A 17,835-nucleotide genomic window follows, 5' to 3' on the forward strand; every position below is an offset into this window, starting at 1 on the left:
CGGATCAATTGAGCAGCGTCGGGTTGCGCCTCTCTTCGTCGATCTGCTGCTGACGGCGGACGGCTTCGCATTGCGCATGCACCCTGTAGTCCGCCTTGGCGCACTGCGCCGCCATGCATTGGGCGCGCGCGAAGAAGTTCAAGCCTGCGCAGTGCGATTGCGGCGTCGCGAGCGCCACTGGCTGCGGCGCAGGTGGAGGTGCAGGTTCCGGCGCGGGTGCCTCGGGGGGTGGCGCTGCGACGGCCACTCCAGGCGTTCGTTTGCGAGCCTTCGGCGCCGCCGCGACGACGGGCTTCACCGTCTCGGCAGGCGGTGTCTCGGCCACCGGAGGAAGCGTCGGCGCGAGCTGAACCGGCTCGGCCACTTGCACGACGGGCGGTGACGCCGCCGTTTCAACGGGGGCCGGCACCACCGGTTCGATGGGAACTGGGGTCGCGAACTCCTTCGCCACTGCCGGCACAGCCGAGTTGCGGGAGTTGTAGACGTATCCCCAACCGACCGCGACGAGAAGCACGACGGCAATCAGCACGCTCCACGCGCCGAGCCGACGCGCGACCGACGCCCGCTTGTCGGCAGGTCTCGGCGAACGGGAGGAGCGCGATGCGGAGCGGCGAATGGTTCGGGAGGGGATCGCGGAAGACGACGGGCCCATGACCGGATGCGCCGACCCGTTCCGGGAGCGGCGCATCGCGATGCCTTCGCCCGCCGCCAGCGGCGGAACGAGAGGGTTGAAGCGCTCCGCGGCGGCATCGGCCTGATACGCCATGCGCTGCGTCGCGGGCCATTCGTCATCGACGTTTGGCAGTCTCGCGACGGGTGCCGCGGCGGACATGGGGATCGGCAGGGGAACAGGGAGAGTCAAGCTCAACCGCCGCCCGCAGCCCTTGCAGAACTTGCTGTCACCCCGGTTGGCGGTTCTGCACTCGGCGCACACCACGGCCATCTTGAGCCCTTCGAACGATCTGAAACCTGCCTCGGCGATACAGGCCGGGCGTCAGGTTACCGCGACCCGCTTGGGTTTGTTCACCATGCGTCTGGCGATGACGGCGCCCAGACCCATGGTGAGTTCAAGGGCGAGATTCGGCTGGCGGTTCGACATTTCGGCAAATCGGATGGCGGTAAGCCGCCAGACGCGGGCCGAGCCGGTCGCCACCACGTTGGCGGAACGCGGCAGACGGGAGAAGAACGCACCTTCGCCGACCACCGATCCGGGGTTGAGGATCGCCAATTGCATCTGGCCCCTGTCACCGATCAGATGGACGCTGAGCGCACCGCTTTCGATGAAGAACAAGGTGCGGTCGTTGGCACCCTGGTCGATCAGCACTTGGCCCGCCGACAGGTCGAAGGGCTGCAGGTAGCTGGCCAGCGTTTCCCACTGCTGCGCATTGAACGCCGGCGCAAAGGCGTCATAGCTGGTGTTTTGCGCGATGGCGCGGCAAAGATCCTGAATGCTGGATGACATCAATGTAAGCCCTGCTGTGGTGCGAGTATCTGCGAAACCGCAAATGAGCGGTGACACATATCACACAAATTCACATTCTCAACTATTTGCCAATACAGAAGCGGGAAAAGATCACGCCCAGCAGATCGTCGGCGCCGAATTCGCCGGTGATTTCATTGAGCGCGTTCTGCGCAAGCCGCAACTCTTCGGCCAGCAGGTCCAGGGATTGGGCGCGCGCAGCCAGATGCTCCGCGGCCGCGGCAACGTGGTGATCGACGCGCGTCAGCGCCTGCACATGGCGCGCCCTGGCGAGGTAGACGCCTTCGGGGACCGATTGCCATCCCGCTACTTCCAGCAGCCGGCACCGTAGCGCCTCGATGCCGAAACCGGTCTTGGCGGACAGGCTGATTCCGGCGCCCGGATTCGCGCCGGGGGCCGCGTCGAACTTGCTCCAGATGTCGATCACGGGGACGCTGGCCGGCAACTTGGTCGCCAGCAGGCGCGCGATCTCCTCGTCGGCTTGCGCGTAGTCGACCAGTGCCGCGCGCGTCAGGTCGTGGAGAAACAGCACCGCGTCCGCACCTTCGATCTGCCCCCAGGCGCGAGCAATGCCGATCTGCTCGACCTCGTCGACGCTGTCGCGCAGGCCCGCCGTGTCGACTACGTGGAGGGGCACGCCATGGATCTGGATGGTCTGTGACACCACGTCCCGTGTGGTGCCTGCGATGGAACTCACGATCGCCAGCTCGGCGCCGGCCAGCGCGTTGAGCAGGGAGCTCTTGCCCGCGTTGGGTTGCCCCGCGATCACGACCTTGATGCCTTCCCGCAACAGCGCACCCTGGCGCGCGCGCTGCTGCACCGCGTCCAGCTGAACCTTCAGCGCCGCCAGCTGGCCGATCGCATCGGCTTCCTGGAGAAAGTCGATTTCCTCGTCGGGGAAGTCGAGGGTGGCTTCGACCAGCATCCGCAGGCGCACGAGCGCGTCGAGCAGGGTGTGGATTTCCTGCGAGAACGCGCCTGACAGCGATCGGCCGGCGCTTCGGGCCGCGGCCTCGGTGCTGGCGTCGATCAGGTCGGCAATCGCCTCGGCCTGGGCCAGGTCGATCTTCCCGTTGAGGAAGGCGCGTTGGCTGAACTCTCCTGGCTCAGCCACGCGCAGTCCGGCGAGGCGGGGCTGGCCGGTGGCGAGGTCGACTTCCTCGGCCGCCTCCAGGCAGCGCGCGAGCAGCAGTTGCAGCACCACCGTGCCGCCGTGCGCCTGTAGCTCGAACACGTCTTCCCCGGTGAAGGAGTGGGGTGCCGGAAAGTGGATAGCCAGCCCGTGGTCGATGGGCGCGCCCAGCGCATCACGAAAGGGCAGGTAGGAGGCCTCGCGCGGTTTCAGCGCGCGCCCGCAGATCGCGGCGATGAGAGGCGCCATCCGCACGCCGGACACTCGCACGATCCCGACGGCGCCGCGGCCGGAAGCCGTGGCGATGGCAACGATCGGATCGGTGGTGCGCGCGAGCATGAAGGGGATTCTTTCAGCAAAAAGGGCCGCTTTCGCGGCCCTTCGTCAAGACGTGAGGGAAGACGTCTACTACTTGCCAAGCACGCCGAGGCGCTTGTTGATGAACCACTGCTGCGCGATCGACAGCACGTTGTTGGTGATCCAGTACAGCACCAGGCCCGCCGGGAAGAAGATGAACATCACGCTGAAGGCCAGCGGCATGATCCACATCAGCTTGGCCTGCATCGGGTCCGGCGGCGTGGGGTTGAGCCAGGTCTGGAACAGTGAGGTCGCGGTCATCACGACCGGCAGGATGAACCAGGGGTCCGGTGCCGAGAGATCCTGGATCCAGAGAATCCATGGTGCGTGGCGCATTTCGACGGACGACAGAAGCACCCAGTACAGCGCGATGAACACGGGGATCTGGATCACGATGGGGAAGCAGCCGCCCATCGGATTGACCTTTTCCTCGCGATAGATGCGCATCATCTCCTGCTGCATCTCCTGCGGCTTGTCCTTGAGCCGCTCGCGCATTTCCATGATCTTCGGATTGATGGCCTTCATCTTGGCCATGCTGGCGTAGGCCTTGGCATTGAGCCAGTAGAAGGCGGCCTTCAGCAGGACCACCAGGGCCACGATCGACCAGCCCCAGTTGCCGAGGATGCCGTGCAGTTGGTTCAGCAGCCAGTACAGCGGCTTGGAGATGATCGCGAAGATGCCGTAGTCCTTGACGAGGTCGAGGCCGGGTGCGATGGCTTCCAGCTTCTTTTCTTCCTCGGGACCGGCAAACAGGTTGCTCTCGATGGTGTGCGCCGCGCCGGGGGCCAGCTTCGGCACCTGGAGCACCATCGCGACCGAGAACAGGTTGTTGCCGAGATCGGCCACGCGGAACTCGCGCTTGATGGCGTCGCTCCCCGGCACATTGAGCAGCCATGCCGACACGAAGTAGTGCTGGACCATCGCCACCCAGCCGTCGTTGGCGGGCGCCGGCAACTCGACCTTGCCCTTGGCGATGGCCGAGAACTCGATCTTCTGGAACTTCTTCTGTTCCGTGTAGATGGCCGGACCGGTGAAGGTGTTGGTGCCGAACATGGTGCCCGCCGCGACCGTGCCGTGGCGAACGAACTGCAGGTAGAGCTGCGCGTCGCGCGGCTGGTCGCTGACGTTGACGATCTGGTGCTTGACGTGGATCGAGTAGTCGCCGCGCTGGAACACGTAGGTCTTGACGTATTTCAGGCCGCCCACGGGCTGCGACTCGAAGGCCACTTCCAGCGTATTCTGGCCATCGGCCAGCTGGCGCGGCCCGGGACGCGCGGTCATCAAGGTCAGGTGATTGGGGAAACGATCGCCGGTGTCGATGGTATTCAGCAGGCCGGTCTGGGCGACGTAGCGGGTTGCGGGCGAGCCGTTTTCCATCAGGGTGACGGGGCGGACTTCGTTTTCCGCGACGGGGAGGCCGACCAGGCGCCGCGCCCATTCGACCAGCCCGTGGTTGTTGGTCTGGTCAAGGAACTTCAGCAACTGCAATTCCGACAGCGTCCCGCCCTCGCCGTCGATCACCGCCTTGAAGACGTCAGTGGAAACGGTCACCTTTTCGCCGATGGCCGGGGCCGCACCTTGCGCGGGCACGGAGCCGCTGGCAGGAGCGGCAGCGGCAGGGACGCCGCTGGCGGACGTCGCAGCCGGCGCGACCGGCTGGTTGGCGGGCGCGGCCGTCTGGGTCGAAGGCAGGAAAGTCGGCTTGTGGCCGTTGTAGACCTGCCATTGGTCCCACAGCAGCACCAGCGAGAAACCAAAAATCACCCACAGGATGGTGCGGCGGATATCGTTCATGAAGAAGACTTCTTGTCGTCGGAAGAGAGAAAGGCAAAGAGCGAACCCGCTCGCGGGGTCGAGCGCTGTGCCTTCGGGGGGACCGGATCATGGCCGCCTTCGCACCAGGGCTGGCATCGGGCGATCCGGCGCAGCGTGAGATAGCTGCCGGTTGCCGCGCCGTGCTGTTCGAGCGCGGCGATGGCATAGACGGAACAGGTGGGCTCGAAACGGCACGCTTGGCCGAGCCAGGGACTCAGCAGCAGTCGGTATGCCTTCACGAGGCCGATCAGCAGGCGCTGCATCATGCGCGCGCCGTGGCGGCCCGCTGCAGCAATTGCAGCAGTTCGGCCCTGACGGCGGCCTTGAGTTTGTCGGACGTTGCGCTCACGAATTCCTTGCGATCGAAACCCGCGCGCAGGCGCACGACGTGCGCGGCCTGCGGCAACGAAGCTTCGGACGCGGCTGCGCTCACGGTATAGATCTGGCGTTTGATCGCGTTGCGGGTGACCGCGCGGCGGGCCCAGCGTTTGGGAACCATGGCTCCGAGCCACACGTCCTGCTTCTCGAACAGGGGTGCGGCGCCGGACGGAGCGTCCAGCGCGCAACGGTGCAGTGCAAAGTGGGCTGTGCGCGCCACGGTGGCACCTGCGAGTACGGCCTGGAATTGCGCGCGGGTCTTGAGCCGCTGCATGGAAGCCAACCGCAAGGCGCCGTCAGGGTGTGATGGCGCTTGCGACAGGACTGGCAACGGCGCCGGCGTGCCGTTAGACGGCGAGGCGCTTGCGGCCCTTGGCGCGGCGTGCGTTGATGACGGCACGGCCGCCGCGGGTCTTCATGCGGACCAGAAAGCCGTGGGTACGGGCGCGGCGGACTTTGGATGCTTGGTAAGTGCGTTTCATGATGGTTTTCCTGATTCACCGGCTGGCCGGCAGTTTTCCCCGGCGAGATCCGAGATACCCCGAAACACACAAAGAGGCTTTCAGGGAAACCCGCGATTATCGCAAATATTCGGGCAGTCGACAATCCCGGACATCTTCCGCACCCTTTCTGCATCCGTTGAAATGGTGTGGATAAGTTTTTGACAAGTTAGAATCCAGGGCGCATCGCGGGTGCGACTATCCACAACACGAACACGACAAATGGCCGAGGGACAAACCACTTTTCAGAGCACCCATGCCGGGTGACGGCGTCGGTGACAGCCTTTGGCAGGCCTGCGTCGAGCAACTCGCGCAGGAGTTGTCCGAACAGCAGTTCAACACATGGATCAAGCCGCTGACTGCCAAGGTCGCGGACGATCTTTCGCGGGTCACGGTCTTCGTGGCCAACCGTTTCAAGCTCGACTGGATCCGGGCCCAGTACGCCGGCAAGATTGCCGCCATGGCGGAGAAGCTCTATGGCCAGCCGGTCCTCATTGAGTTAGCGCTCGCTCCTCGGGAAATCGTTAACAGGCCTGTATCGATGGCCGTTGTTTCCGAGTCCGACGTGCCGCGCGAAATGGTCAGTCAAGGCGAGGACGTGGCCGCTGCGGCGTTCAAGAATCGCCTGAACTCGGGGCTCACTTTCGACACGCTCGTGGAGGGCACCGCCAACCGCATGGCACGCGCGGCGGCCATGCACGTGGCGGGCATGCCGGGGCATCTTTACAACCCCTTGTTCATCTACGGCGGCGTCGGTCTGGGCAAGACCCACCTGATGCACGCGGTGGGCAATCGGCTGCTGGCAGATCGGCCCGATTCGAAAGTTCTCTACATCCACGCGGAGCAATTTGTATCCGATGTGGTCAAAGCCTATCAGCGCAAGACTTTCGACGAGTTCAAGGAGCGCTACCACTCGCTCGATCTGCTGCTGATCGACGACGTCCAGTTCTTCGCGAACAAGGATCGGACGCAGGAAGAGTTCTTCAACGCCTTCGAGGCCCTGCTCGCGAAGAAGTCGCACATCGTCATGACGAGCGACACCTATCCGAAGGGGCTGGCCGACATCCACGAGCGCCTGGTGTCGCGCTTCGACTCGGGCCTGACGGTCGCGATCGAACCGCCCGAGCTCGAGATGCGCGTCGCCATCCTTATCAACAAGGCGCGCGCGGAGAGCGCCGAGATGCCCGAGGAAGTCGCCTTCTTCGTCGCGAAGAACGTGCGTTCCAACGTGCGCGAACTCGAAGGCGCGCTGCGCAAGATCCTCGCGTACTCGCGCTTCAACCAGAAGGAGATCTCGATCGCCCTGGCGCGCGAGGCGCTGCGCGACCTGCTGTCGATCCAGAACCGGCAGATCTCGGTCGAGAACATTCAGAAGACCGTCGCCGACTATTACAAGATCAAGGTCGCCGACATGTACTCGAAGAAGCGCCCGGCCTCGATCGCCCGGCCGCGCCAGATCGCGATGTACCTGGCCAAGGAGCTGACCCAGAAGAGCCTGCCGGAAATCGGTGAACTCTTCGGCGGTCGCGACCACACCACGGTCTTGCATGCGGTCCGGAAGATCTCGGGTGAGCGCCAGCAACTCACCGAACTCAACCAGCAACTGCACGTGCTGGAGCAGACGCTCAAGGGCTGATGGATGAAGGCGCTACGCAGATTCGCCAATCGCTGTCAAAGGACAACTCTGTGAGCAGTTCTGGCACAAGGCAGGGCTTGTCCACAGGCCCGGCGCGCGATCCGAAGTTGTTCGCGCCGCCGCGACAGCACGAAAGCGCGGCTGCGCACAGCCTGCCGGACCCCGCAAGTGCCTGTCACGAAAGCGGAAAATCACCCTGTCCACAGGGCAGCGCGTCCCTTATCTACTACTACTAATTTGAATTAAAGAAATAAAGGAAGAGGTAAGACATGATCGTTTTGAAGGCAACACAAGACAAAATCCTCGGCGCGCTGCAGTCGGTGGCAGGTATCGTGGAGCGGCGCCACACGCTGCCCATCCTGGCCAACGTGCTCATCCGCAAGACCGGCGGGCAGCTTCAGCTCACCACCAGCGACCTCGAGATCCAGATTCGTACGCACGCCGAACTGGGCGGCGATGAAGGCAATTTCACGACGACCATCGGCGCGCGTAAGCTGATCGACATCCTGCGCACCATGCCCTCCGACCAGACGGTCAGCCTCGAATCGAGCGCGAGCAAGCTGGTGCTCAAGGGCGGCAAGAGCCGGTTCACGCTGCAGTCGCTACCGGCCGAGGACTTTCCCCTGGTGCAGGAGTCGGCCAACTTCGGCCCCGTGTTCAGCGTGCCGCAGAAGACGCTCAAGGACCTGCTGGGCCAGGTGTCCTTCGCGATGGCGGTGCACGACATCCGCTACTACCTCAACGGCATCCTGTTCGTGGCCGAAGGTAAGCAGTTGAGCCTGGTGGCGACCGACGGGCACCGCTTGGCCTTTGCCTCCGCCACGCTCGACGTTGAAGTGCCGCGCCAGGAAGTCATCCTGCCGCGCAAGACGGTGCTCGAAATGCAGCGCCTGCTGTCCGATGCCGAAGGCGCGATCGAGATGCAGTTCGCGAACAACCAGGCCAAGTTCAGCTTCGGCGGCATGGAGTTCGTCACCAAGCTGGTCGAGGGCAAGTTCCCCGACTACAACCGCGTGATCCCCAAGAACCACAAGAACACCGTGACGCTGGGTCGCGCGCCGCTGCTGGCCAGCCTGCAGCGCACAGCGATCCTGACCAGCGAGAAGTTCAAGGGCGTGCGGCTCAACATCGAGCCCGGCACGCTGCGCATCGCGTCGAACAACGCCGAGCAGGAAGAAGCGCAAGATGAGCTCGACATCGACTACGGCGGCGACGCTATCGAGATCGGCTTCAACGTGACCTACCTGATCGACGCGCTCGCCAACATGAGCCAGGACATGGTGAAGATGGACTTCGCCGATTCCAACAGCTCGGTGCTGATGACGATTCCCGAGAACGCATCGTTCAAGTACGTCGTCATGCCCATGAGGATTTAGCACACCCCCAGGCTTGCCCACTTCGTGTGGCCGCCCACCCCCTTGCAGGGGGCAATACCTGCGGACCGGCGGAGCCGGATCCGCGGTATTCCTGAAATTGCGGTAGCTCCTGCTGCCGAGAGAGAAAGATTCTGATGAGCGAAGACAACAAGCCGGACGTGCCACACACCGAGCCGGTCTACACACCCGAAATCGACAGCGCGATTCCGATCGAGGTGACGCCGGCCGATACGTCCTATGGCGAGGGCTCCATCACGATCCTCGAAGGGCTCGAAGCGGTTCGCAAACGGCCGGGCATGTACATCGGCGACACGTCCGACGGCACGGGCCTGCACCACCTGGTGTTCGAGGTGGTCGACAACTCGATCGACGAAGCGCTGGCGGGCTATTGCGACGACATCGTCGTGACGATTCACACCGACAACTCGATCTCCGTCACCGACAACGGCCGCGGCATCCCGACCGGCGTCAAGATGGACGACAAGCACGAGCCGAAGCGCTCGGCGGCGGAAATCGCGCTCACCGAACTGCACGCGGGCGGCAAGTTCAACCAGAACAGCTACAAGGTCTCCGGCGGCCTGCACGGCGTGGGCGTGAGCTGCGTGAACGCGCTCAGCAAGATGCTGCGCCTCACGGTGCGCCGCGAAGGCAAGGTGCACACGCTGGAGTTCAGCAAGGGCTTCGTGCAGAACCGCATCGTCGATGTGGTCAACGGCGTCGAAGTGTCGCCGATGAAGGTGACGGGCGAGACCGAGAAGCGCGGCACTGAAGTGCACTTCCTGCCCGACACGGAAATCTTCAAGGAGAACGCCGATTTCCACTATGAAATCCTGAGCAAGCGCCTGCGCGAGCTGAGCTTCCTGAACAACGGCGTGCGCATCCGGCTGATCGATGAGCGCACGGGCAAGGAAGACGACTTCTCGGGCGCTGGCGGCGTCAAGGGCTTCGTCGAGTTCATCAACAAGGGCAAGACGGTCCTGCACCCGAATGTGTTCTACGCGATGGGAGAGAAGCCGGCCGATACCTACGGCGGCATTCCCGGCACGCACATCGGCGTCGAGGTCGCGATGCAGTGGAACAGCGGCTACAACGAGCAGGTGCTGTGCTTCACCAACAACATCCCGCAGCGCGATGGCGGGACCCACTTGACCGGCCTGCGTGCCGCGATGACCCGGGTCATCAACAAGTACATCGAAGAGAACGAGTTCGCCAAGAAGGCCAAGGTCGAAGTTACCGGCGACGACATGCGCGAAGGCCTGTGCTGCGTGCTGAGCGTGAAGGTGCCCGAGCCCAAGTTCTCCAGCCAGACCAAGGACAAGCTGGTGTCGAGCGAAGTGCGCGCCCCGGTCGAGGACATCGTCGGTCGACTGCTCTCCGACTACCTGCAGGAACGGCCGAACGACGCGAAGATCATCTGCGGCAAGATCGTCGAAGCCGCCCGCGCGCGCGAAGCCGCCCGCAAGGCGCGCGAAATGACGCGCCGCAAGGGCGTCCTCGATGGCATGGGCCTGCCGGGCAAGCTGGCCGACTGCCAGGAAAAGGACCCGGCACTGTGCGAGGTTTACCTGGTGGAGGGTGACTCCGCCGGCGGGTCCGCCAAGCAGGGCCGCGACCGGAAGTTCCAGGCCATCCTGCCGCTGCGCGGCAAGATCCTGAACGTCGAGAAAGCGCGCTACGAAAAGCTGCTGACCAGCAACGAAATCCTGACCATGATCACCGCGCTCGGCACCGGCATCGGCCGCGCGGGCGCGACGACCTCGGGCGGCGGCGCGGACGACTTCAACGTCGCCAAGCTGCGCTACCACCGCATCATCATCATGACCGACGCCGACGTGGACGGCGCGCACATCCGCACGCTGCTGCTGACCTTCTTCTACCGGCAGATGCCGGAACTGGTCGAGCGCGGTCACATCTACATCGCGCAGCCACCGCTCTACAAGGTGAAGGTCGGCAAGGAAGAGCAGTACCTCAAGGACGGCCCGGCGCTCGACGCCTTCCTGCTGAAGGTCGCGCTCAAGGACGCCAGCGTCATGACCGGCGGCGCCAACCCCACCATGCTCAGCGGCGACGCGCTGGCCGAGCTCGCGCGCAAGCACCAGCTGGCCGAGGCCGTCATCGCGCGCCTGGGCGTGTTCCTCGACGCTGCGGCCTTGCGCGCGATCGCCGATGGCGTTTCGCTCGACCTCGACACCACGCCCAGCGCCGAGGCCTCGGCCGTCGCGTTGCAGAACAAGCTGCGCGAGCTGAACACCACCGGCGCACCGGCGGATGTGTCGAGCGAGTTCGACGCGCGCACCGACAAGCCGCTGCTGCGCATCAGCCGCCGACACCACGGCAACATCAAGAGCAGCGTGCTCACGCAGGACTTCGTGCACGGCGCCGACTACGCCGCGCTGGCCGAAGCAGCCAAGACCTTCCGCGACCTGCTCGGCGAGGGTGCCGTCGTCAAGCGTGGCGAAGGCGAGAGGGCCAAGGAAGAAAAGGTCAGCGATTTCCGCGAAGCCATGCGCTGGCTCATCGGCCAAGCCGAGAACGCGACGGCGCGCCAGCGCTACAAGGGGCTGGGCGAGATGAACCCCGAGCAGCTTTGGGAGACGACCATGGACCCCAACGTGCGGCGCCTGCTGCGCGTGCAGATCGACGACGCGATCGAGGCGGACCGCGTGTTCACGATGCTGATGGGCGACGAGGTGGAGCCGCGGCGGGAGTTCATCGAGCAGAACGCGTTGCGGGCGGCGAATATCGACGTGTAGGTTGCGGTCGCCAGCGATGTGGCCGGAACTGCAGGCAATGGGCTTGCGCCTTGCCCGAGCTGTCGCCACGGCTCTACTGTTGTGTCCGGCCGCAGGATTTGCCGCGTCCGAGGCACAAGCGTTGAGCCAGGACTACGGCTGCATCTCCTGCCACGGCCTGGTCCGCAAACAGGTCGGGCCGGGCTTTGCGCAGATTGCGGCGCGTTATCGCAACGACCCGTCCGCGCCCGCCCAACTCGCCACCAGGATCCGCAATGGCAGTGTCGGATCCTGGGGCCGCGTCATCATGCCGCGGCAATTCAAGGTCACCGATTCGGACGCCAAGGCGCTGGCCGAATGGGTTCTCTCGCAGCCCTCACCGCCCTGAAGCAGCCAGCGACACCCCGCCTGGTGCACGACCCAGCGCGGCCACGATCGCCGCAGCCACCAGCACGAGCGCTCCGCTCAGCATCATGGTGTTCGAGATGCCGTAGGCGTCGACGGTGACGCCGCCAAGCAGGGCGCCCGAAGCAATCGCCACCTGGAATCCGCTCACGAGCAGCGCTTGTCCGGCCTCGGGTGCGTCGGGCACGGCCTCCAGCATCCAACCGGTGAGGGCGACCGGGATCAGCCCGAAGGCCACACCCCAGATGGCGACCACGGCGCCGCCTGCCATGAAGCCGGTACCGAGCAAGGTCGACAGCAACAGCGCCACCGCCAACAGCATGGCCGCCAGCAGCGTCGCGGTGCGCACGCTGCGCGCCACGAGGCTTCCGCCGATGAAGGTGCCGACGAAGCCGGCCGCGCCGTAGGTCAGCAGCAACGCCGTCACGGCGCCCGGGCCGAGGCCGAACACTTGCTGCAGCAGCGGCTTGAGGTACGTGTAAGCCCCGAAGTGCCCGGCGATGAGGAAGAGCACGGTCAGCAGCCCGACCTGTGCCATGCGTCGCGTCAGCGGCGTGAGCAGGTCGCGCGGCTGGATGGCACGGGCCGGCGGCATCGCGGGCAGCAACCACATCTGCACCAGCAGCACGCCGGCCGCCAGCAGGCCGGTCACGCCGAAGGCCGCGCGCCAGCCGGCAATGTTGCCGACCAGCGCGCCAGCTGGCACGCCGAACACGGTGGCGACCGAAATGCCTGCGAGCACGAGCGACATGGCCCGCGCCTGTGAGGCCGCCGGCACCAATTGAGTGGCGGCGCTCGGCGCGAAGGTCCAGAAGCCGCCGACGCACAGGCCCAGGAGAAGGCGGGCGACAAGCATGGTGGCGAAGTTGGGTGCAAAGGCGGCGAGCAGGTTCGACGCCACCAGCAGCGCGGTGAGCCACACCATCACGGTGCGCCGGTCGAGCCGGCCAGAGGCGACGATCAATGCCGGCCCCGCGAAGGCGGCGAGCACGCCCGGCATCGTGACCATGAGGCCGGCCGTCCCGTCGGACACCTGGAGGCCGCTCCCGATGTCGGTCAGCAGTCCGATCGGCAGGAATTCGGTCGTGACCATGGCGAAGGTGCCGACAGCGATGGAGCCGACCGCGAGCCAGGCGGATCGCGGCGTGTGGGTGATTTCGATTCGGGGTGGCAGCGCATCGGCGCAGGTCGTGCAGGGTGCGTTCATCGAAGGTCGTCCTGGAAAAGGCCGCTGGCGGCACATGCGCCGGCGGCTTCGTTGGGGAGGCACGGAGTTTGGAGGCGGATCGACGGTTGCGAAGGACGCTCCGGGAACATCTCAATTTCCGCTTTGCCAACAATTGGAAAACGCCGTTGCTTATGCGTTTTTCGATACCGCCGGCTGCGCGGCGCGTCGAGAATCCGCGTAAACGCTATTCCTAGCCCGACTCTTGCTAAGCAAAATCAGCGGCGGCCAGACGCCACTTTCGAGCAAGAGGACAGCACAGCATGAACCCGATCCGGTTTTGGGGGCCCGTGGCGGCCCTGGCGATCTTTGGCGCACTCGCCCCAGCCCATGCGCTGACCAACCCGCCCATCCAGACAGCCCAGGGCATCGAGTACATGTGCGGCGGAAAAAGCAGCGAAGAGGCCGCCTTCATGCAGACCGTCTCGCCACGCTGGGCCGCCACGCTCGAGTTCGGTGTCAGCCGGGCGAAGCCCGGCAACTTCCCCTCCGACGTGAAGGTTTCGGTGCGCGAGCGGTACACGGGCAGGCCGATCATGGAAGCCTCGACTGGCGCGCCCTTCATGCTCGCGCGGCTCGAACCCGGCGCCTACGAGGTCGAGGCCTCGATGGGCGGCGTCACGCTCAGGCAGCCGCTGGTGGTGTTCAACGGCATGGCCTCCAAAGCGGTCTTCGTGTGGCCGTCGAATGTCGATTTCGCCGCGACGATGGGCCTGCCTCGGCCCGAGCAACAGGCTTCGGTCCAAACCGGGGACTGAGCCTTCCAGATCAGGTTCTCCTAAGACTTGCTGCGGATAGTGGTCGCGTGAACTCTTCACGCCCCTTCGAGCAAAGGACACAGCGATGAGAACTCAGCGGATCTGGCAGCCCGCAGCTGCCTTCGCCATCGGCAGCGCGTCACTTTTCGGTGCATGGTCGGCGCATGCCGTCTACAACCCGCCCATTCACATGGCGAATGGCGTCGAATACATGAGCGGCGGCGCCAGCAGCGACGAGGCTGAGTTGATGGAGACGGTCGCCCCTCGATGGCCGGCCACTTTCGAGTTCTCGATCCGGGACAGCAAGCGCTCGGATTTCGCAGGCGTTGTGCTGGTGACGGTGCGAAATTCCGCTGGCGAGCCGGTGCTGAGCCGCGTTGTCGCCGATGGTCCGTTCATGGTGGCGCGTCTCGACCCGGGCCGCTATGAAGTCGAAGCCACGCTCGCGGGGCAGACCCTGAGGCAGCAGGTGGAGATCCTCGCGGGCAGCGGCACGCGCGCACTTTTTGTGTGGCCGGCGGGGACGAGCGTCAGCGCGCAGTCCTGAGGACCAAAATTAGGCGCCGTCAGGGTGGCATGCACCTTGAATGTCGAGCGTATCGCTCGCACATGGTGTGTCCGGGCGCGTGCCCGTCCTCAAGGCCCCGATGCCGCTTCGTCCCCTGATCGTTCTCACCGCCTTGCTGCACGTCTATATCGGACTGCGGCTGCTGCCTTCGCTGACGGCCTCGGCGGGCGGCTGGTGGCTGCTGCTGGCAGCGCTGGTTGTGTCGGCCGTGACCATGCCCCTGCCATTCGTCGGCGCGCGCTCCGGGCGCCGCCAGTTCGCTGACGGATGGAAATGGATCGGCTTGCTGAGCATGGGCTGGTTCTCGTCGATGTTCGGCCTCACGCTGGTGCGCGATGCGGGCCTGTTGCTGGCGTCGCTGGCATCGCTTGCGCTCGGCATGACGATCGACTGGCCGCGTTGGCGGGTCGCCAGCGCCGCCGCGGCGCCGCTGCTGGCCACGGCGATCACGCTGGTCGGCTTCCTCAACGCACGGCGCACGGCTGGCGTGGTGCGCGTCGACGTGCCGATCCGTAACCTGCCTTCGGCGCTGGATGGCTTCACGATCGCACAGCTCAGCGACATCCACGTCGGGCAGACGATCAAGCGCGGCTACATCCAGCGCATCGTCGATGCGGTCAATGAGCTCGGTGCCGACATGGTCGCGATCACGGGCGACCTGGTCGACGGCACGGTGCAGGAACTCCGCGAGCACATCGCACCCCTCGCGGGGCTTCGCGCGCGGCACGGTACCTTCGTGGTGACGGGCAACCACGAGTACTACGCTGGCGCGCATGCGTGGATCGCCGAATTGCGCCGGCTCGGCCTGCGCGTGCTGCTCAACGAGCACGTGGTGCTCCAGACGCGCAATGTGAAGGGCGCGCAGACCGACGAGGAGGTGTTGGAAAGCGCCCTCGTGGTGGCCGGCGTCACCGACTACACCGCAGTGCATTTCGATGCGGCGCACGCGAGCGATCCGCACGGTGCGCTGCACGACGCGCCCCCGCTGGTGCACACGCGAGTACTGCTGGCGCACCAGCCGCGCAGCGCGCCCGCCGCAGCCGATGCCGGCTACCACCTGCAGTTGTCGGGCCATACGCACGGCGGCCAGTTCTTTCCGTGGAATCTGTTCGTGCCGCTGCAGCAGCCCTTCACCGCGGGGCTGCACAAGCTGCGCGACATGTGGGTCTATACGAGCCGGGGCACCGGCTACTGGGGGCCACCGAAGCGCTTCGGCGCACCGTCGGAGATCACCTTGCTGCGCTTGGTGGCGGCGAGCTGAGCTCAGGCCGGCTTGATGTTGCGCGCTGCGCGCTCGTTGAGCGCATCGTAGTGGCGCAGCGCATGCACGGTCTCGCCGGCTCGATGGGCGCGTTCGGAAATCCGCATGCGCCAAGGCTGGCAAGCCTCGCGATACGCGAAGCTTGTGAGTCGACGATTTCTTCTGGCGCGGGCCCGGGCCCGCGCCGCGGCATCAGGTTTCTTGCGTCAGGGCCAACCGGCGCGCGTTCGAAGTCGCCTTGGCGTGGATGGGCTTGAGGCCCCGTTGCACGATGCGCGCACTGGCGCTGCTCAACTGGCTCACCGCGGCGGCGGAGCGCGTGGCGGCCGTGCCGAAGGCTTCGGCATGCGTCATGGCTTGCGCTGGCGTTGTGCTCGTGGCAAGCGAGAAGAGGGCCACGCCACCGCCGAGCCAGTGTTTGACCACGCGCTGGATGAGCGTGAACTGGGTGGTGTGAAGCTGATTCGCCATGGCGGCACCGGATTCGCCCACGGCCGCGAGTTTTTCGTGACCCATGAGCTGAAATTCGGCAATATCGCCATCACTGGGAGACAGGCCCGCTTTCGCGATGCGCTCGGTGCGCATCTGGATGACGGAGCCGGATGACAGGAGCATCTCGTTGGTCTTGACTACGACGTCCGCCCACAACATGAGCGGGTTGAAGAAGCGCGGGGAAGAGAAGCTGGGAGTCATGGAAGGGACTATAGGCGCCTGGCGTGCTCTTTGCTGCACTGCAACATCGATTGGTGATGCAGTCCTAGTTTTCGATGCGGCGACTGCCAACTTTGAGCGGGGACCAAAGCTAGAGAGCTTGTTACAAATAACTAACCTTGCGCAGGCAAAGTCGAATGTCCAACTCATCGTCCTGCTCGAAGGCGCTCCTTTGCACGGGCTGCCTGTTGTTCTCGGTCGCCGCCGTTGCTCACCCCGCGGATCAGGCGCTCGGCGTCTATCTCGAAGGAGGCGAGGCTCCGCATACCGAGGGCAACACGTCTTCGGTCACCGCCGGCATCGTCGTACCCTGGAGCCATCGAGAGCCTGGGGTCCCGCCGGGTGCGCTGACTTTCTACTGGGATTTCTTCCTGAGCACGTGGCGCGCGCCCGTGCCCAGCAGGCTCGAGAAGGACAGTTACACGCAAGCCGGCGTCATTGCCAATTGGCGCTGGCGCTTCGACCAGGGGGCATCCCCCTGGTTCGTCGAGGCCGGCGTCGGCGGCACGGTGATGGACAGCATCTATCGCACCGCCAGCCGCGAGTTCAGCACCACTTTCCAGTTCACTGAACAAGTGGGCGTGGGGCGCAACTTCGGACCGCAGGGAGAACACGAACTGTCCTTTCGTGTCCAGCACTTTTCGAACGCCGGTATCAAGGAGCCGAACCCCGGCGAGAACTTCTATCGAGTGCGCTACCTTTATCGCTTCTGAGTTCGCTGGATTCGATCACTGGCTGCGTGCATCGGAAGGCCGCTGGGCTTGCGGCCGCGCCATGCACTGAGGTCGCGCGGGGTTGAAGGCCTGGCGATAGCGCGCGAGCAGGGCATCCCCGTCGATCGCATCCCGCGCCATCTCCTGGTGCCGAATGCCCAGGCCGAACTCGAGGGCTTCGCCATTCCAGCGCACGCTGCGTTCCGGCGTGAGGATGGCCCATCGCAGATGCGCGAGGCGGCGCGCAAAGAAGGGCGCGACCGCCTCGGCAATGTGGTGATCCGGCTTGAACCAGGCGATGTGCAATGGCTCGGCGCCAGCGCCTTCATCCATGGCCTTGAAGCGGATCAGTGATTTCATCTTCTGGATGTCGCGGCGCACGGCCTGGGCCATGTGCAGGGCGCGCATGCGGTCGGAGTCGAGCGGGTTGCGACGCAGGTCCGGTTCATGCACGAGGCGCCACAACAGCCGGTAGAGCAGCACGAAGCGTGTCGGATCGTTATGAAGGATGACCGTGTCGCACAGCGACAGGAAGGAGCGGGGCAGGAAAAGATTCGTGGCGGCATGCGTGTCGCGCGCATCGGTCAAGGCCGTGATGGCGCTTTTCGTCATCCAGTCGGCACCGGCGGCCGCGTGCCACTGCGTGTCCTCGGGCGGCACCAGGCCTGCGAGCAATGCGCGGGCTTCACGGCGAAAGCCTGGCAAGTCGATCTCGCCCGAGAGGGTGACGGTGTGCTGCGACATGAGCACTAACTTAGGTCGCCGCCCTTGTGCGGCCTGTAGGCCTT

Annotated in this window: 18 protein-coding genes; 8 read left to right on the top strand and 10 right to left on the bottom strand. The window is 65.1% G+C overall.

The genetic code is table 11. The features are described 5' to 3' along the window. Window positions 1–4 precede the first annotated feature (4 nt). From QTI04_RS27490 to rpmH, 7 genes are all read right to left on the bottom strand, one after another. Window positions 5–862 (bottom strand): hypothetical protein, encoded by an 858-nt coding sequence (locus QTI04_RS27490; protein WP_286618345.1) that lies wholly within the window; start codon window positions 860–862, stop codon window positions 5–7. A gap of 132 nt (window positions 863–994) precedes the next feature. Then, a complete protein-coding gene (locus QTI04_RS27495; RefSeq protein WP_286600799.1) occupies window positions 995–1,462 on the bottom strand; it encodes a cyclic nucleotide-binding domain-containing protein in 468 nt (155 codons plus the stop codon). 82 nt (window positions 1,463–1,544) lie between these two features. Then, window positions 1,545–2,951 (bottom strand): tRNA uridine-5-carboxymethylaminomethyl(34) synthesis GTPase MnmE, encoded by a 1,407-nt coding sequence (gene mnmE, locus QTI04_RS27500; protein ID WP_286600459.1) that lies wholly within the window; start codon window positions 2,949–2,951, stop codon window positions 1,545–1,547. A 69-nt stretch (window positions 2,952–3,020) separates the two neighbouring features. Further along, entirely contained in the window at window positions 3,021–4,763 is a 1,743-nt protein-coding gene (gene yidC / locus QTI04_RS27505) for a membrane protein insertase YidC (protein ID WP_286600460.1), read from the bottom strand. Next, window positions 4,760–5,050 (bottom strand): membrane protein insertion efficiency factor YidD, encoded by a 291-nt coding sequence (yidD, locus tag QTI04_RS27510; protein ID WP_286600461.1) that lies wholly within the window; start codon window positions 5,048–5,050, stop codon window positions 4,760–4,762. Before yidD ends, yidC begins: the two co-directional genes overlap by 4 nt. After that, window positions 5,047–5,436, bottom strand: coding sequence for a ribonuclease P protein component (locus tag QTI04_RS27515; RefSeq protein WP_286600462.1), 390 nt, complete (start codon window positions 5,434–5,436; stop codon window positions 5,047–5,049). Before QTI04_RS27515 ends, yidD begins: the two co-directional genes overlap by 4 nt. Before the next feature lie 73 nt (window positions 5,437–5,509). Further along, complete coding sequence (rpmH, locus tag QTI04_RS27520) at window positions 5,510–5,644, bottom strand: 50S ribosomal protein L34 (RefSeq protein ID WP_007834827.1); 135 nt, start codon at window positions 5,642–5,644, stop codon at window positions 5,510–5,512. A 274-nt stretch (window positions 5,645–5,918) separates the two neighbouring features. Here rpmH and dnaA point away from each other — a divergent pair, with 274 nt between their 5' ends. From dnaA to QTI04_RS27540, 4 genes are all read left to right on the top strand, one after another. Then, complete coding sequence (dnaA, locus tag QTI04_RS27525; RefSeq protein WP_286600463.1) at window positions 5,919–7,298, top strand: chromosomal replication initiator protein DnaA; 1,380 nt, start codon at window positions 5,919–5,921, stop codon at window positions 7,296–7,298. Window positions 7,299–7,567: 269 nt separating this feature from the next. Beyond that, window positions 7,568–8,674: a DNA polymerase III subunit beta gene (dnaN, locus tag QTI04_RS27530; protein WP_286600464.1), complete on the top strand. Its 1,107-nt coding sequence runs from the start codon at window positions 7,568–7,570 to the stop codon at window positions 8,672–8,674. A 134-nt stretch (window positions 8,675–8,808) separates the two neighbouring features. Beyond that, window positions 8,809–11,427, top strand: a complete 2,619-nt coding sequence (gene gyrB, locus QTI04_RS27535) for a DNA topoisomerase (ATP-hydrolyzing) subunit B (RefSeq protein ID WP_286618347.1) — start codon at window positions 8,809–8,811, stop codon at window positions 11,425–11,427. Between the two features lie 121 nt (window positions 11,428–11,548). Further along, on the top strand, window positions 11,549–11,794 hold the full coding sequence (locus tag QTI04_RS27540; protein WP_336621909.1) for a c-type cytochrome: 246 nt from the start codon (window positions 11,549–11,551) through the stop codon (window positions 11,792–11,794). Here QTI04_RS27540 and QTI04_RS27545 read toward each other — a convergent pair. Next, window positions 11,783–13,018: an MFS transporter gene (locus tag QTI04_RS27545; protein ID WP_286618350.1), complete on the bottom strand. Its 1,236-nt coding sequence runs from the start codon at window positions 13,016–13,018 to the stop codon at window positions 11,783–11,785. The two genes, QTI04_RS27540 and QTI04_RS27545, sit on opposite strands and share 12 nt — an antisense overlap. A gap of 281 nt (window positions 13,019–13,299) precedes the next feature. Here QTI04_RS27545 and QTI04_RS27550 point away from each other — a divergent pair, with 281 nt between their 5' ends. The 3 genes from QTI04_RS27550 (at window position 13,300) to QTI04_RS27560 (ending at window position 15,623) form a co-directional block, all read left to right on the top strand. Next, window positions 13,300–13,794 carry a hypothetical protein gene (locus QTI04_RS27550; protein ID WP_286600468.1) on the top strand — a complete coding sequence of 165 codons (495 nt, stop codon included), beginning with the start codon at window positions 13,300–13,302 and terminating at the stop codon, window positions 13,792–13,794. An 85-nt stretch (window positions 13,795–13,879) separates the two neighbouring features. Next, the gene (locus tag QTI04_RS27555; RefSeq protein ID WP_286618351.1) at window positions 13,880–14,341 is read left to right on the top strand and encodes a hypothetical protein; all 462 of its coding nucleotides are present in this window, start codon (window positions 13,880–13,882) and stop codon (window positions 14,339–14,341) included. Window positions 14,342–14,441: 100 nt separating this feature from the next. After that, window positions 14,442–15,623 carry a metallophosphoesterase gene (locus QTI04_RS27560; protein ID WP_286618352.1) on the top strand — a complete coding sequence of 394 codons (1,182 nt, stop codon included), beginning with the start codon at window positions 14,442–14,444 and terminating at the stop codon, window positions 15,621–15,623. A gap of 192 nt (window positions 15,624–15,815) precedes the next feature. On the opposite strand, the gene QTI04_RS27565 is transcribed toward QTI04_RS27560, so the two are convergent. After that, entirely contained in the window at window positions 15,816–16,355 is a 540-nt protein-coding gene (locus tag QTI04_RS27565; protein ID WP_286618353.1) for a polyhydroxyalkanoate granule-associated phasin, read from the bottom strand. A gap of 167 nt (window positions 16,356–16,522) precedes the next feature. Here QTI04_RS27565 and QTI04_RS27570 point away from each other — a divergent pair, with 167 nt between their 5' ends. After that, window positions 16,523–17,047, top strand: coding sequence for an acyloxyacyl hydrolase (locus tag QTI04_RS27570; RefSeq protein WP_286618355.1), 525 nt, complete (start codon window positions 16,523–16,525; stop codon window positions 17,045–17,047). A 15-nt stretch (window positions 17,048–17,062) separates the two neighbouring features. Here QTI04_RS27570 and QTI04_RS27575 read toward each other — a convergent pair whose 3' ends face one another. Then, window positions 17,063–17,791 carry a TIGR03915 family putative DNA repair protein gene (locus QTI04_RS27575; protein WP_286618356.1) on the bottom strand — a complete coding sequence of 243 codons (729 nt, stop codon included), beginning with the start codon at window positions 17,789–17,791 and terminating at the stop codon, window positions 17,063–17,065. Between the last annotated feature and the right edge of the window lie 44 nt (window positions 17,792–17,835).

The organism is Variovorax sp. J22R115, assembly GCF_030317005.1.
Taxonomy (GTDB): domain Bacteria; phylum Pseudomonadota; class Gammaproteobacteria; order Burkholderiales; family Burkholderiaceae_C; genus Variovorax.

What these genes read in the sequence shown, in the direction of transcription:
- QTI04_RS27495 (WP_286600799.1), bottom strand. Translation starts at nt 1,462, where the DNA reads ATGTCATCCAGCATTCAGGATCTTTGCCGCGCCATCGCGCAAAACACC.
- mnmE (WP_286600459.1), bottom strand. Translation starts at nt 2,951, where the DNA reads ATGCTCGCGCGCACCACCGATCCGATCGTTGCCATCGCCACGGCTTCC.
- yidC (WP_286600460.1), bottom strand. Translation starts at nt 4,763, where the DNA reads ATGAACGATATCCGCCGCACCATCCTGTGGGTGATTTTTGGTTTCTCG.
- yidD (WP_286600461.1), bottom strand. Translation starts at nt 5,050, where the DNA reads ATGATGCAGCGCCTGCTGATCGGCCTCGTGAAGGCATACCGACTGCTG.
- QTI04_RS27515 (WP_286600462.1), bottom strand. Translation starts at nt 5,436, where the DNA reads ATGCAGCGGCTCAAGACCCGCGCGCAATTCCAGGCCGTACTCGCAGGT.
- rpmH (WP_007834827.1), bottom strand. Translation starts at nt 5,644, where the DNA reads ATGAAACGCACTTACCAAGCATCCAAAGTCCGCCGCGCCCGTACCCAC.
- dnaA (WP_286600463.1), top strand. Translation starts at nt 5,919, where the DNA reads ATGCCGGGTGACGGCGTCGGTGACAGCCTTTGGCAGGCCTGCGTCGAG.
- dnaN (WP_286600464.1), top strand. Translation starts at nt 7,568, where the DNA reads ATGATCGTTTTGAAGGCAACACAAGACAAAATCCTCGGCGCGCTGCAG.
- gyrB (WP_286618347.1), top strand. Translation starts at nt 8,809, where the DNA reads ATGAGCGAAGACAACAAGCCGGACGTGCCACACACCGAGCCGGTCTAC.
- QTI04_RS27545 (WP_286618350.1), bottom strand. Translation starts at nt 13,018, where the DNA reads ATGAACGCACCCTGCACGACCTGCGCCGATGCGCTGCCACCCCGAATC.
- QTI04_RS27550 (WP_286600468.1), top strand. Translation starts at nt 13,300, where the DNA reads ATGAACCCGATCCGGTTTTGGGGGCCCGTGGCGGCCCTGGCGATCTTT.
- QTI04_RS27555 (WP_286618351.1), top strand. Translation starts at nt 13,880, where the DNA reads ATGAGAACTCAGCGGATCTGGCAGCCCGCAGCTGCCTTCGCCATCGGC.
- QTI04_RS27560 (WP_286618352.1), top strand. Translation starts at nt 14,442, where the DNA reads ATGCCGCTTCGTCCCCTGATCGTTCTCACCGCCTTGCTGCACGTCTAT.
- QTI04_RS27575 (WP_286618356.1), bottom strand. Translation starts at nt 17,791, where the DNA reads ATGTCGCAGCACACCGTCACCCTCTCGGGCGAGATCGACTTGCCAGGC.